The organism is Corynebacterium sp. Marseille-P4321, assembly GCF_903645305.1.
GTDB lineage: Bacteria > Actinomycetota > Actinomycetes > Mycobacteriales > Mycobacteriaceae > Corynebacterium.
Map to the genome: position 1 here is coordinate 904,311 of NZ_CAHJXO010000001.1, position 13,819 is coordinate 918,129.

Below are 13,819 nucleotides of genomic sequence, written 5' to 3' on the forward strand. Positions count from 1 at the left end.
CTTTGCTGTGTGTTAGTTCAAGGGCTGGCGCTTCGTGAGCTCGTCGAGCCACTCGAAGGAAGCCTTGAAAGCGGCCTCGCGGGCGTGGCGTTCCGAGAGGAACACGTCGTGGCGCGCGCCGTCGATGACCTCTGTCGTGTGGTCTTGGGCGAGCTGCGGGGCCCAGTGCTGGATCTGCTCCACATCAAGCACCGTGTCGGCGGTGTCGGCGGCGGGCGAGTACTCCTCCCCGAGGTAGGAGTGCGAAGAACACAGCGTGAGGGTGGGTACGCCGGTTTCCACCTCGCCGGAGTGGATCTCGCGCTGCGCCTTAAGCACCGCGCGGATCCAGCCGAAGTACTTGCGGTGGCCCTCTATGGGCTTCCACTTCGTGTTGAACTCCCATTCGCCGTGCTCGTCCTTGTGAATGGACTGCCCATACGCGCCCAGGCCGCCACCAGGCAACGGCAGGGAGGGGAAGATCGCGCCGAAAACGTTGACAACCGGGCGCAGAATCTTGACTAGAAGCGGGTTGAACTGCAGGTCGAGCCACGGGCTGTTGAGGATGATGCCGGCGAGCTTCGCGTGCTCGGCGGGACGCTCTCGTCGCAAGTAGTCTGCCCACAAGGGCACGATCAACCCGCCGGTGGAGTGTGCGAGCGGGATCACGGCGCCGTGCTGCTCGGCGATGATGTCGAGGGCGTCGGTGAGCTCGTCGAAGTAGCGCTCCATGTCCAGGGTGAAGTGGAAGCGCTCGCCTTTCTGGTGGGCGCGCCCACAACGTCGCAAGTCCAGCCCGTAGAACGGGTAGCCCTGCTCGGCGAACTCTTCCGCGACATGGTCCTGGAAAAAGTAATCGCTCATGCCGTGCACCCACAACACCGCTGGCTTGTCCGTGTCAGCCTCCCCGCTCGGCGTGTGCCGCACCAGCACACCACGTACCTTTTTGCCGGTATCCGGGTCCTTGCCCTGGGGCAGGACAAGCTGGGCGAAATCGCCGCCCAAAACGTCCGGTTTCCAATCTCGTGCAGGGGCTGTTTCGTCGTGGGTTTCGCGCGTAGTCATGGAGCCGATGATACTTGCCGGATTTGGGTCCGCCCCGGGGTGGCGAACGCGCCTTGTGCTCATTCGCAAAGTGGAAGACGTAAGATGTGTGGCACTTGCGCACACACGCAAAAACTCTTACACGTGGAGGATTACTACGCATGTCAAACAGCAAAGGCAACCAGTACGCGGACGAGGTAGATATCCTGCATGTCGGCGCCGGCATCATGAGCGCGACGCTGGCATCGATGCTCCAAGAGCTCGAGCCAAGCTGGAGCCAGATGATCTTCGAACGCCTCGAAGGACCCGCAGAAGAGTCCTCCTACCCGTTCAACAACGCGGGCACGGGCCACTCCGCCCTCTGCGAGCTGAACTACACGCCGGAGAAAAACGGCAAGATCGACGTGTCCAAAGCGATGAGCATCAACGAGAAATTCCAGCTCTCCCGCCAGTACTGGTCCTACCTTGTGGATAACGGCAAGCTGAAGGACCCGCGCGCGTTCATCAACCCCGTGCCGCACGTCTCCTTCGCACAGGGCGAAGACCAGATTCAGTACCTGAAGAAGCGCTACGACGCGCTGAGCTCGAACCACATGTTCCCGGAGATGAAGTTCACCGAGGACCAGGGCGAGTTCAGCGAAAAGCTCCCGCTGATGGCCAAGGGCCGCGACTTCGACGAGGAGCCGGTCGCCATCTCCTGGACGGATGTGGGCACCGACATCAACTACGGCTCGCTGACCAATCAGTACCTGGACGCCGCGAAGGCCAACGGCGTGGTTATCCGCTACGGCCGCGAGGTGACCAACCTCAAGCGCGACGGCAACTTCTGGAAGGTGACGGTAAAGAACCTGCACACCGGCGACAAGCAGGTCGTGCGTGCTCGCTTCGTCTTCGTCGGCGCTGGTGGCTACGCACTCGACCTGCTGAAGAAGGCGGGCGTGCCGGAGGTGCACGGCTATGCGGGTTTCCCGATCTCCGGCATGTGGCTGAAGTCCACCAACCAGGAGCTGGTGCAGCAGCACCAGGCCAAGGTGTACGGCAAGGCGAAGGTGGGCGCCCCGCCGATGTCGGTGCCACACCTAGACCTGCGCGTCGTCGACGGCGAAGAGTCGCTGCTGTTCGGCCCGTACGGCGGCTGGAGCCCGAAGTTCCTCAAGCAGGGTTCCTACCTGGACCTGTTTAAGTCCATCAGCTTCGACAACATCCCGTCCTACCTGGGTGTCGCGGCGACCAACTTCGACCTGGTGAAGTACCTGGTGCAGGAGGTCTTCCGCGACTTCGACGGCAAGATGGACATGCTGCACGAGTACTACCCGGAGGCAGACGGTTCCGACTGGGACGTGGTGGTTGCAGGCCAGCGCGTGCAGGTAATCAAGCCGGCCGCGTTCCCGCGCTTCGGCACCCTGGAATTCGGCACCGCCCTGGTGAACGACCAGAACGGCACCATCGCCGGTGTGCTTGGCGCGTCCCCGGGCGCGTCGATTACCCCGGCCGCCATGATCGAGCTGCTGGAGCGCTGCTTCGGCGAGCACATGATCGATTGGTCGGACAAGCTGCACGAGATGTTTCCCACCTACGGCAAGTCGCTCAAGCGCGACAAGGAAGCCTACGAGAAGCAGTGGGAGTGGACGCAGAAGTCGCTGCAGCTTGACGAAGCGTAAGCGCGCTTCCCGCTGCGGTGCCAGAGTTCGCTTAGCGCAACAGCGCCTTTAAGTGCCGCAGTAGGTGATGAAGGGCTGCTGCCCTTCAGGCCGGGCCATCCATTCGGGCCCGGCCTTTTCGTTGTACGGGTCGGTCACGGCTGCGTAGAGCGCGTTGAATGTTTCGTAGTCGCCGTGGTCCTCCGCGGCGTCGATTGCTTCTTGCAGCATGAGGTTACGGGGGATGAAGATCGGGCCCGGGCGGCCATCAGGCATGCCGTGTTCCCGGTTGTAGGTGGCGATGTCTTCTGCCTGGTTTAGGGCTTCGTGGTCGTCGCCGATCCACGTTGCCCACGCGTGATCCCACCTGCGCTGGATGGTCATCAGCTGCTCCTGGGCCGCCTCCAAGCCCATGAGCGGGACAAGCGCCTCGGCGAGGCGGGCGATATTCCACGCGATGATGTTGGGCTGGTTGCCGAACGCGTAGCGCCCGTACGTGTCGATGGAGGAGAACTTCGCCTGCGCGTCGAAGCGCTCGGTGAACGCGCACGGGCCGTAATCGATCGTCTCGCCGGACAGCGTCGTGTTGTCCGTGTTCATCACCCCGTGCACGAACCCGATGCGCATCCAGTGCGCCACAAGATCGGTCTGGCGGTCCATTACCGTATCGAGCAGGTCCGCGGCGTCGCTGAACCCCGCGTACTCGACCACCTGCTGCGTGAGCTCATCCGACTGCGTCGCCGCGTATTGGAGTGTGCCGGCACGCAGGTGGCTCTTGGCGATCCGCACCACGATGCCGCCGGGCACCGCACCCTTCTGGCGGATCACCTTCTCGCCGGTGTCCAGCACCGCGAGCGAGCGCGTGGTGGGTACCCCGACCGCGTGCATGTGCTCGGAGACGAGGTACTCGCGAAGCATTGGACCGATCGCGCCGACACCGTCGGTGTGGGGCCGGGAAAACGGGGTGCGCCCGGAGCCTTTCAGCTGGATTTCGCGGCCGGCGAGGGTGCCGATAAGAAGCGCGCGCCCGTCGCCAAGCAACGGCACAAACTGCCCGAACTGGTGCCCCGCATACGCGATCGCGTGGCCGCCCTGGGCACCTGCGAGCCACTGCGTGCCCTCGGGGGAACGCAGCCAGTCGGGGTCGAGGCCGAGCTCGCGCGCCAGCGGCTCGTTGAGTGCGACAATGCGCGCGTCGGGGAAGGTTGTGCCCGCAATCGGGGCGGCGAGTTCCGGCAGGGCGTCGGCGAAATCGTGGGCGAGGGTGATTGGCGGCATGCGACCACCCTAAACTGATCCGCATGCAATCTGGCCACATCACACTTGTCGGCGGGGGCCCCGGCGCCTGGGACCTGCTCACCATTCGGGGGTTGCGCGCGCTCGAGGCCGCGGATGTCATCTTGGCGGATCACCTCGGGCCTGCGGCTGAGCTCTCCGAGTTTCTGGATCTTTCCGGCAAAGAGGTCGTCGACGTCGCCAAGCTGCCGTACAAGAAGCAGGTGGCGCAGGAGCGCATCAACGAGCTGCTCGTGTCCTACGGGCGCGAGGGCAAGCGCGTGGTTCGGCTCAAAGGCGGCGACCCGTACGTGTTCGGCCGCGGCTTTGAGGAGCTCGAGGCGTGCGCCGAGGCGGGTTTGGTGTGCGAGGTGGTGCCGGGGGTGACCAGCGCCGTGTCCGTGCCGGCGGCTGCCGGCGTGCCGGTGACGCACCGCGGTGTCACCCACGCGTTCACCGTGGTGTCCGGGCACTTGGCGCCCGGGCACGAGAAGTCGCTCGTTGATTGGGCGGCGCTCGCGCGCTCCGGCGCGACCATTGTGGTGGTCATGGGGGTGCGGCGGGTTCGCGAGATTGCGCAGGCGCTTATCGACGGCGGCCTTTCCCCCGCCACCCCCGCCGCCGTCGTGCAGGAGGGAGAGACGTCCGCGCAGCGCGTCTTCTTCGCCACCGCGGAAACGTTGGCCGACGTGATGGAAGCTCAGCAGGTGACGGCGCCTGCCGTGTATGTGTTCGGGGAGGTCGCGGGCCTTGCGCACGCTTGATCAGCTGATCTTAGACGAGGCGTTCGGCGGCGGCTTTGCCGTCGACGTTGTCGCCGATGTTGTGGCCGATGTTGTGGCCGATGTTGTGGCCGTGTGCCTCGACCCGACCGGCGATTTGCTGCGGGCGGCGTTGGAGACCGGCGCGCGGGTGGTGTTCCTCGATCCGGATTACACGCGGTGCCAGGCTGCCGCTTCGCTCGGGGCGGAGATCGCGGGCGACGTGCGCCTGGATGAGTTCCTCGCCGGGTCGGGCGGCACGTGCGTGGCAGTGGGCGAGATGCCGAAATCGCTGGCGCGGCTGGATTACGTGGCGCGCTCGCTGGCGGGGGCCGGGTTTGACCAGGTGCGCTTGGTGTACGGGGCGAACAACAAACACCTCTCGCGCGGGATGAATGGGGTGCTCGCGCAGTCCTTCGATACCGTCGCCGCGTCCCGCGGGCGCGGGAAGTTCCGCTGCCTGGTGGCCGAAGGGCCGAAGCGCGGCGTGTCCTACGAGCCGGTGCGGGCAAACGGGTTGGTCGCATTCGGGGGCGTGTTCTCGGGTGCAACGCCGGATCGGGGAGGGGAGTTGTTGAGGGCTAACGTGCCGTCGATAAGCAAAAGCTTCCTGGATCTGGGATGCGGCAATGGGTCCGTCTCGCGGGGGCTGGCGAATGTGACCGCGACGGACGCGGACGCCGATGCGGTGCTCTCGGCGCGCGCGATTGGGCTGGAGGCGACGTGGGACGATGCGGGGTCGCGGCTGCCTGGGGCAAGCTTTGCGACGATTGCGTTGAACCCGCCATTCCACGACGGCACCGCGGTGGATGCGACACTGGTGCAGCACCTGCTCGATGCGGCCGCGCGCCTGATCGCCCCGGACGGTGAGCTGTTCCTGGTGCATAACTCCCACTTGCGGTACCGCGGGGAGGTGGAGCGGCGGTTCGCGGACGTGGAACAGGTGGATCGCGACGCGACGTTTACCGTGCTGCGCGCCGCGGGGGCTTCCCGCGACGGGCGGGGGCAGCGGGGGTAACGCGCAGCCCACCTGAGTGGAAAATATGCATTGCTTCGGTAAATTCGCAAAGAGACCTACGCATTGAAGGAGGGGTCGACGTGTCTGAAAACGGTGACTCGCAGCTCGCCGACGGTGCCTACCTGTTCAAATCGGCTGTCAACGCCCGCCGCTTGATGGACGCCTACGAGCACATCCTGCTCGGGTCCTACCACACCGAGCCCGAGGCCGACGAAGCTCTCGGCGAGACCGGTTCCTCCGTGCGTCTCGCGTGGGTGGACGAGTCCTGGCAGGACTACTGCCACTGGCGCGACACCGACCCAACAAAGCACGAGCACCTCATCGAGCTGCTGCGCCGGGTGGTCGCCCACCCCACGGGCGAAGACGACACGGTAGTGGTGCACAAGTACGGCACGTCGCGCGCATGGTCGCACAAGCTTTTCGACGGCCACCGGCTGCTCTACATGATCGAAGAAAACGCCGACCACGCCGAGGACGCCAACGCCCCCGTGGACCTGGTGGTGCTGCAGGCGCGCTACCACCAGTAGCGCCTAGATCTGATCGCGGTGCCTACTCGCCGAGGATCGCGGGCAGCGCCTCCGCCGCCGTGGCCTCCAACACCACCGTCGCCAGGTGGGAGAGATCAGTGCGCATCGGGGTGACCTCCACGATCGGGATCTCACGGGCGTGCGCCATCATCGGCAGGCCCGCGGCCGGGAACACCACGCCTGACGTGCCCACGATCACCAGTGCGTCGGCCGTCTTCATGCGGTGCTCGGCCTCGGCCCACGCGTCCTCCGGCAGCGCCTCGCCGAACCACACGACGCCCGGGCGGATGAGCCCGCCGCAGACGGGGCACTGCGGCGGTTCGATGGCGGGGACCTGCTCGGTGGGGATGTCGATGTGGTGGGCGTACGGTGTTGCGCAATCGGTGCAGCGGAACTCGAACAGCGAGCCGTGCAGGTGCACCACATCCTCGCTGCCGGCGCGTTCGTGCAGGTTATCGATGTTCTGCGTCGTCACCGTGACCCGTTTGCCGCGCGCGGCCTGCGCGATGGCGACGTGGCCCGCGTTCGGCTCCGCCTGCTGCGAAAGGTGCGCGCGCCACAGGTACCAAGCGAACATCGTCTCCGGGTCGTTGTGCCACGCGTCGATCGACGCCATCGCCTGCGGATCGACGTTCTCCCACAGGCCGGTCACCGCGTCGCGGTACGTGGCGATGCCGCTATCCGCGCTCATCCCGGCGCCCGTGAACACCTCGATGTGGTTGGCCTGGCTTAGGATCTCGCGCGCGTTGTCATACATGGGCTACAGGCTATCGATGAATTCCAGCGCCTGCTCGCGGTACGTGAAGTTCGGCGTGCGCTCCACCGCGTCCGTCATGACGTCTTTGTAGAACGGGTCGGGGTCGCGTTCGTAGCGCTCGAGCGCCTGCTTCGCCACATCGGTGGGCAGAAGGCACTCAGGGCCAACGGCGTGGATCCCGGTGTGGCCGGCCATCGCCTCAGCGGCCTCGGCGCGCTGTGTGAACTTGGTGTTGGGGTCGAAGGTGACGGCGCGAGCGAAGCCGTCGATAAGCATTTGCTCATTGACAAACACGTCGGTGAACACGCCCGCAAGCTCGCGCCCGTAGCGGTCCTGGCGCTCGACGTCGTACTCCAGCGTGACTTTCGTGCCGGGCGGGATGAGCTCTGTCAGGTGCGCGGTGGCTTCCTCGTAGAGGCATTCGCCCTGCTCAGGGGTGTCGATGTTAAGCAACCGCACTTTGGTTTCTTCGCCTTGCTTATCGACGACAATGGTGTCCCCGTCCACAATCTTCGTCACCGCGACCTGGTCTGGCGGGGTAGCGCAGGCGGTGAGTGTGACCGCTGTTGCTGTGAGTGCGATTGTGGTTACGCTGCGGGTGATGCGGGCCATTTAGACCACGATCGCGATGAAAATCGGGACGGCCATAATGGCCACCGCCCCCACAGCGATGCGCGTGAACTGGCGCTTACCCGCCGGGTGGGCCGAGTTGAGCTGCAGCTTGCCGGGCTCGCTCGGCAAGACGGCCACGGCCATCGGGTCGTTCGGCTCGCTGTAAAAACCGGCGCCAGCCTTGCGCGTGAGCGCGTCAATGCGCTGGAGTTCCTGGGCATCGGGCTGAAGACGCTCGCGGTCCTGCTTCGCGCGGCGGTTGAACTTGACCTGGCGCCAAATCGCCCAGGCCAGGTACGCCACAAACGCGACGATGAACACCCAATACGGCACCCGCACATTCGGGAACACGAGCAGTAGCTGAACCAGCGTTAGGAGCAGTGCGGTAAACAACAGCACCTCCGCGATGAAGCGCCGCGTCTGCATGATGAGCATCTCGGCGCGTTGCGCGGCGGTTTCCGAGAACGGGATGGCGGTGCTAGTGGCGTCTGTGGGGTCGGTGGCGTCTGTCGGGCCGGTGGCGCGGGTCGCACGGGCGAGTGCGGGGCCCGGCACGATCAGTGCGATGCACAGCGAAATAGCCACGCCAATCCACAGCACGCTGGTCACACCGAGGAACGTCTTCGGTACCCAGTTGTCCACTTTGCCGTCGAGACCGATGTGCATCGGCACCGGATCCGGGATCGCGCCCCACCTCAGCAGCGTGTATGCGAGCACGACCAGGTACACGGCGACCGTTGCCGCGTAGATGCTTCGCGTTTGGTGAGCGTCGGGGCCTGGCAGGTGCATGCGTTCAAGGTAGCAGCTGGTGGCTAGTTCACCCGCCGCGGCCGGTCCTGCCGCAGCAGGTACTCGCCGAGGTAGGGCTGCGCAAACTCAACTTTGCCCCAGCCGGCCGGAAGGATGAGGTCGCGTTCGATGAGCTTGGATCGGGTGTCACTGAGGTGGGTGGTGGATTTGCGCAGTGTCTCGGCAATGTCTGCCACTCGAACTGTCCCGTCCGTGGAGCTTTCGGCAAGGGCAGCCATGGCCCGGAGGTACTCGAGCTGGCGCTGCGGCACACCCCTCACCGACGGTTGGTGCACCTGTTGGCCCAAACGGTCGATAGCTGTTGGGATCACCTGCTGTAACAGCGTCGCGTCGACAAAATCTACACCGTGTTCAGTTGCCGCGTCCCAGGCCAGGAATCCGGTCAGCTGAACAAGGTAGGGGTACCCCTGGCTGAACATCGCGGCTTCTTCGGCGGCGTCGAATGTGAGGGAGCCTTCCTCCGCGGTCTTCTCCAAGGCGAGTCGCGCGTCCTCAACCGTTAAAGGACCGAGCTCGTAATGCCGCGCCCGGCGAAGGAACGTCGCACCCGGAAGATCGAGCAGCGTGTTAATTCCCTGGGTGATTCCAGCCATCGCCACAGCAACTGGTAGATCGTCCCTGACCAGGTCTTGGTAGGCGATCGCGATCTGCGCCAAGTCGTCGGCTGAGGCGTCCTGCACCTCGTCGATAGTGATCAGCACTCCGGATTCCCGCGTGAGCGCGATGAGTTCTCTCAGGGCGGAGGTCAACCGTGGCTCCGCGTGCGTCGTGTCTACAGCGGTGCTGATTGATCCGATCCCGGCAATCGAGAACCCCGTAATTTCCCTGCGTGCTGGTTGACTCAGCCGCTGGACCGCTTCTGGAATCGTTGCGCGGATCAGGGTGCCCGCGATCTGCTCTCGGGCTGAAGCGCGGAGAACGACCCAGCCGCGCGCCACCGCGATATCCTCTATCTCGTTCAAGAGCACGGTTTTGCCGATTCCCCTCGATCCGGAGATCAGCATCGAGCGATCGGGATTACCCGCGCCGCCATCCAGTGCTCGCGCGAACTCCGACAGAATCACGTCGCGTCCAGCCCAAACCCTGGGGCTCGCTCCGAACGTCGGCCTAAAGGGGTTTTCCATACCGCGATGATAGCCGATTGATAAATTGATAAAGTCTGGCAGATTGATAAATTGATAAATTGATAAATCGCTAGATCAGGAGCACGAGCTCGTCGCCGCGGACCTCCACACGGAAGCCGGCGCCGGCCGCGAGGTCCGCGATGTCGGAGATGGACTGAGCGTCGGCGACGGTGGGGGAGCTCGCCAGCGAGCGAGCCAGCTCGCCCTTGTATCGCTTGTTGAAGTGGCTGACCACTTTGCCGGTGTCCGCCTGCTCGACGCGGACGGTCATCGCGCCAGCGCCGCCCGCGCCGCCCGCGCCGGGCACCGGGCCGCTTGCGTCGGGCACCGGGCCGAGCTGCTTGTACGCCCCGGAGCGCATGTCCACCATGAAGCCCTGCTCAGCGAGCACGTCCGAGATGGCGGAGCCCCACCACGCTTTCATCGTCTTGCCGGCAAGCTTTGTGCCGCCGGAGAGCCGGTAACGCGGGATCGTGTCGCTCGCGCGCACCACACCGAACAACGCCGAGCCGATCGCAAGATGCTCGAGGGCGCCTTCGGGGAGGGTGGTGGCGCCCAGGGCGTCGTACAACACGCCCGTGTAGCGGTGCGCCGCTGGCATCACCGGGTTGGTGCGCAACGTGAAATTCTCGGCCGCTTCATCGCGCTTGGATTGGGGAGTGTCGACGGGGGTGTGCGAGAGCTCGTCGATAAGCAATGTGCGAATCGGATCGAGCGCCGGGAAGGAAAGCGACATCCCGTCGAACTCGCCGCCCGGCGCCTTGGTCTCGGAAGGAGGGAGCACGATCAACATGGCGACAACGCTAGCGGTAGAATCCCCCGCATGATCACACGCCTGTCCTCCCTGTTCCTGCGCACCCTGCGCGAAGACCCCGCCGACGCAGAGGTACCCAGCCACAAGCTGCTCGTGCGCGCCGGATACGTGCGCCGCGCCGCCCCCGGCGTGTACACGTGGCTGCCGCTCGGTCTGCGCGCGGTGCGTAAGGTCGAACAGGTCGTGCGCGAAGAAATGGAGGCCATCGGCGCCCAGGAGCTGCTCTTCCCGGCGCTGCTGCCGCGCGAGCCCTACGAGGCGACGAACCGCTGGACCGAATACGGCGACGACCTGTTCCGCCTCAAGGACCGCAAAGGCGCCGACATGCTGCTCGGCCCCACCCACGAGGAGATGTTCACCGCGGCGGTGAAAGACCTGTACTCCTCCTATAAGGACTTCCCGGTCACGCTGTACCAGATCCAGACGAAGTACCGCGATGAAGCGCGACCGCGTGCCGGCATTCTCCGCGGGCGCGAGTTCGTGATGAAGGACTCGTATTCGTTCGACATGACCGATGAGGGGCTCGAGGAGTCCTACGCCGCGCACCGTCGCGCGTACCAGGCCGTGTTCGACCGCGTGGGGCTGCGCTACGAGATCTGCCGCGCGACCTCCGGTGCGATGGGTGGCTCCGCGTCCGAGGAGTTCCTCGCGTATTCCGACAACGGCGAGGACACGTTTGTGGTGTCTACGGCCGGCGATTACGCCGCGAACGTCGAGGCCGTGACCACGGTTGCGCCCGCCGCGCGCCCCATCGACGGCCTCCCGGAGGCGGTGGAGCACGACACCCCGAACGCCGAGACCATCGCGGCGCTCGTTGAGTGGGCTCAGAGCGAGGGCGTGCTTATCGACGGTCGCCCCGCCGAAGCCCGCGACACCCTCAAGTGCATGATGATCAAGGTGGACGACCCGCGCGAAGTTAGGGAAGACGGCTCCCCTGTGGGCCCGCAGCTCGTCGGCGTGCTTATCCCGGGCGATCGCGAGCTGGATGAGAAACGCCTCGAGGCTTCGCTCGAGCCCGCGAAGTTTGACCTGGCTAGCGACGAGGACTTCGCCAAGTCGTCCTTCCTGGTCAAGGGCTACGTCGGCCCGCGCGCACTGCAGGCCAACGGGGTGCGAGTACTCGCAGACCCGCGCGTTGTCGACGGCTCCTCCTGGATCACGGGTGCTGACGCACCGCAGAAGCACGTTGTCGGCCTGGTAGCTGGCCGCGACTTCGAGGTCGACGGGTACATCGAGGCCGCGGAGATCAAGGAGGGCGACCCTTCTCCGTCGGGCAACGGCACTGTGGAGCTGGCCCGCGGCATTGAGCTCGGCCACATCTTCCAGCTGGGCCGCAAGTACACCGAGGCCATCGACGTGCAGATCCTCGACGAAAACGGCAAGCGCGCCGTGCCGACCATGGGGTCCTACGGCATCGGCGTCTCGCGCATGCTGGCCGTGATCGCCGAGCAGCGCCACGACGAAAAAGGCCTGGTCTGGCCGGTCGAGGTTGCGCCGTACCAGGTGCACGTCGCGGTGGCGAACAAGGACGCCGCCGCACTCGAGGCCGGCGAGCGCCTGGTGGAAGCACTCGACGCAGCAGGGCTCGAAGTGCTTTACGACGACCGCCCGAAAGTCTCCCCGGGCGTCAAATTCAAAGACGCCGAGTTGCTCGGTATGCCGTTCATCGTGATCCTGGGCCGCGCGTTTGCCGACGGCATCGTGGAGCTACGAATCCGCGGCGGCGAAACGCTTGAAGTCCCGGCCGACGAAGTCGTGGCGAAGGTCACCGAGCTCGTCCGCGGGTAGCTCTACGGGCGCGGGGTGCCGTGCGCGGGGCGCCGTGCGCGGGGTGCCGTGCGCGGGGCGCGGGGTCCTGGGCGCGGGGCGCCGCGCGTCGTGCCCCGGCGCAAATGCCCGCCAAGAGATGCCCGTCAGTCGAGTGCGGCGAGAGCGCCCGAAAATCCACCAGGCTGACGGGCATCTCTTGGCGGGCATTTGGCGTCCCTGTAAGGCACCGTCCTCGCCGGGGTCCAATTACGCACGCTGGGCGTGGGCCGCCAGGAGAATGGCCGCTCGTATCCAATCCGCGCTTGAGGCGTCCGCGGCCGTGCGTCGCCACTGTTTAACCAGGTCAGACTGCATCGTTTTGACAAGGTGGGTGGCCTCCGGCAGTGAGGTTGGTTCCTGGAAGCCCTCGGTGAACTTGTAGCCTGCGGCAGGAACGAGCGCCTCGGCAGCAGCATCCTCGGCACCGTCCTCGGCGCCAGCACCCGCACCCACGTCGCCGGGCAACCGCGGATCGTCGACCAGCGTTGTCAAAACCGAAACGCGCTCGTGGGAGGCATCGCGGAGTACCCGGATCCGCCCGCGCAACCCGTCGTCGGCGTACGCCAGTGCCAAGCCGAGGCCGTAATACAACGCGTTTTCCTGGGCGAGCATGGCGCGCGCGGCATCGATATCCGCCTCCCCCGACAGGCGCGCGGGATCAGCGGGCAGTTCAACAGACGCCAACGCCACCGCGTCGATCGCCTGGGCGACGACCAGGTCGACCGATTCGTCGGGCACTTTCTTCGCCGCTGCCACGGTGCTATCCAGCAATTCCTCGGGTGCTGCCGCGGCGGGCAGGTCCGTGTCCCCATAGCCGACGTTGCACGTCGACGGGGTCTTGCCGGCCTCGTCGACACCGCACAGGCGTAGCGCCTCGGCCTGGAGCTGTTCGCCGTGGAATTTGCGCATCTCGCGCCACTCGGGTGTGCCGTCGGAGCCGAAGACCCAGTCGGCGGAGGCTTGCTTGGCTAGTGACATGATTTCGCCGTTGGCGCGGGGGCCCACCACATCCATCACGGTGCAGCCGGAAAGTAGCAGGACGGCGGGCAGCGCGAGGAGTTTCTTCACCCGAAAAACGCTACACGATAGGGTGGTGGCCATGGCATTTCCCACGAACGATGAGCTCGAGGCGCTGGTGGCGCCTGTCGCCGCGACTTACGGGATGGATGTGGAGCGCATCAAGACCGTGAAAGCTGGCAAGAAATCGCAGGTGGTCATCGCGTTGGATTCGGACGCGCACCCGACGCTGGATGATTTGGAGGAGGTGTCGAATGAGCTTTCCGCGCTTTTCGACGCTAAAGAGGACGCAGGCGAGATCAACTTCGGCGCCGGTTACACCCTGGAGCTGACCACCCCGGGTGTGGACTTGCCGCTCACTGCGCCGCGCCACTTCCGCCGCAATCGGGGCAGGGTGCTCAAGCTTGACGACGGCGCATGGCGTGTCGGACCCCTCAACGCGGAGGAAACGCAGGTCGCGCTAGTGCGTGCGGGCAAAAAAGGCGAAGAAGTGCGTCTGGCGGCGGTTTCCGAATTGTCCGGTGCGGTGGTAGAAATTGAGTTCAACGCGCCGCCGGCCGAGGAGGTCGAGCTGGCGCAACGCACGTTCGACGAGCTGGAAGCGGCCTCGGCCGAGGCGTAACCGGCGTAAC

Annotated in this window: 14 protein-coding genes; 6 read left to right on the forward strand and 8 right to left on the reverse strand. The window is 65.5% G+C overall.

Going from position 1 to position 13,819, the window contains the following annotated elements:
* Positions 1-12 precede the first annotated feature (12 nt).
* Entirely contained in the window at positions 13-1,044 is a 1,032-nt protein-coding gene (locus HWX32_RS04035) for an alpha/beta hydrolase (RefSeq protein ID WP_175934804.1), read from the reverse strand.
* 140 nt (positions 1,045-1,184) lie between these two features.
* On the opposite strand from HWX32_RS04035, the gene mqo reads away from it, so the two are divergent.
* Positions 1,185-2,684, forward strand: a complete 1,500-nt coding sequence (gene mqo / locus HWX32_RS04040) for a malate dehydrogenase (quinone) (RefSeq protein WP_175934805.1) — start codon at positions 1,185-1,187, stop codon at positions 2,682-2,684.
* A gap of 48 nt (positions 2,685-2,732) precedes the next feature.
* On the opposite strand, the gene HWX32_RS04045 is transcribed toward mqo, so the two are convergent.
* The gene (locus HWX32_RS04045; RefSeq protein WP_175934806.1) at positions 2,733-3,941 is read right to left on the reverse strand and encodes a protein adenylyltransferase SelO family protein; all 1,209 of its coding nucleotides are present in this window, start codon (positions 3,939-3,941) and stop codon (positions 2,733-2,735) included.
* 23 nt (positions 3,942-3,964) lie between these two features.
* Between HWX32_RS04045 and cobA the strand changes: the two genes are divergently transcribed.
* The 3 genes from cobA to HWX32_RS04060 all read left to right on the forward strand — a co-directional run bounded on the left by cobA (position 3,965) and on the right by HWX32_RS04060 (position 6,244).
* Complete coding sequence (gene cobA / locus HWX32_RS04050) at positions 3,965-4,702, forward strand: uroporphyrinogen-III C-methyltransferase (protein WP_175934807.1); 738 nt, start codon at positions 3,965-3,967, stop codon at positions 4,700-4,702.
* Entirely contained in the window at positions 4,689-5,717 is a 1,029-nt protein-coding gene (locus tag HWX32_RS04055; RefSeq protein ID WP_254868255.1) for a class I SAM-dependent methyltransferase, read from the forward strand. The genes cobA and HWX32_RS04055 overlap by 14 nt, the downstream gene beginning before the upstream one ends.
* An 80-nt stretch (positions 5,718-5,797) precedes the next feature.
* Positions 5,798-6,244 carry a type II toxin-antitoxin system YoeB family toxin gene (locus HWX32_RS04060; RefSeq protein WP_175934809.1) on the forward strand — a complete coding sequence of 149 codons (447 nt, stop codon included), beginning with the start codon at positions 5,798-5,800 and terminating at the stop codon, positions 6,242-6,244.
* Between the two features lie 22 nt (positions 6,245-6,266).
* Here HWX32_RS04060 and HWX32_RS04065 read toward each other — a convergent pair whose 3' ends face one another.
* From HWX32_RS04065 to HWX32_RS04085, 5 genes are all read right to left on the reverse strand, one after another.
* Positions 6,267-7,001, reverse strand: a complete 735-nt coding sequence (locus HWX32_RS04065; protein ID WP_175934810.1) for an NAD-dependent deacylase — start codon at positions 6,999-7,001, stop codon at positions 6,267-6,269.
* 3 nt (positions 7,002-7,004) lie between these two features.
* Positions 7,005-7,613 carry a thermonuclease family protein gene (locus HWX32_RS04070; RefSeq protein ID WP_175934811.1) on the reverse strand — a complete coding sequence of 203 codons (609 nt, stop codon included), beginning with the start codon at positions 7,611-7,613 and terminating at the stop codon, positions 7,005-7,007.
* The gene (locus HWX32_RS04075) at positions 7,614-8,402 is read right to left on the reverse strand and encodes a DUF1648 domain-containing protein (RefSeq protein ID WP_175934812.1); all 789 of its coding nucleotides are present in this window, start codon (positions 8,400-8,402) and stop codon (positions 7,614-7,616) included.
* Positions 8,403-8,425: 23 nt separating this feature from the next.
* The gene (locus tag HWX32_RS04080) at positions 8,426-9,547 is read right to left on the reverse strand and encodes an ATP-binding protein (protein WP_175934813.1); all 1,122 of its coding nucleotides are present in this window, start codon (positions 9,545-9,547) and stop codon (positions 8,426-8,428) included.
* A gap of 70 nt (positions 9,548-9,617) precedes the next feature.
* Positions 9,618-10,340, reverse strand: coding sequence for a YaaA family protein (locus tag HWX32_RS04085; protein ID WP_175934814.1), 723 nt, complete (start codon positions 10,338-10,340; stop codon positions 9,618-9,620).
* A gap of 30 nt (positions 10,341-10,370) precedes the next feature.
* Here HWX32_RS04085 and HWX32_RS04090 point away from each other — a divergent pair, with 30 nt between their 5' ends.
* Complete coding sequence (locus HWX32_RS04090; protein ID WP_175934815.1) at positions 10,371-12,149, forward strand: proline--tRNA ligase; 1,779 nt, start codon at positions 10,371-10,373, stop codon at positions 12,147-12,149.
* Between the two features lie 228 nt (positions 12,150-12,377).
* Here the strand turns inward: HWX32_RS04090 and HWX32_RS04095 are convergent, their stop codons facing one another.
* Positions 12,378-13,238: a hypothetical protein gene (locus tag HWX32_RS04095; RefSeq protein WP_254868257.1), complete on the reverse strand. Its 861-nt coding sequence runs from the start codon at positions 13,236-13,238 to the stop codon at positions 12,378-12,380.
* 31 nt (positions 13,239-13,269) lie between these two features.
* On the opposite strand from HWX32_RS04095, the gene rimP reads away from it, so the two are divergent.
* Entirely contained in the window at positions 13,270-13,809 is a 540-nt protein-coding gene (gene rimP / locus HWX32_RS04100) for a ribosome maturation factor RimP (protein WP_175934816.1), read from the forward strand.
* The last annotated feature ends 10 nt before the right edge of the window (positions 13,810-13,819 follow it).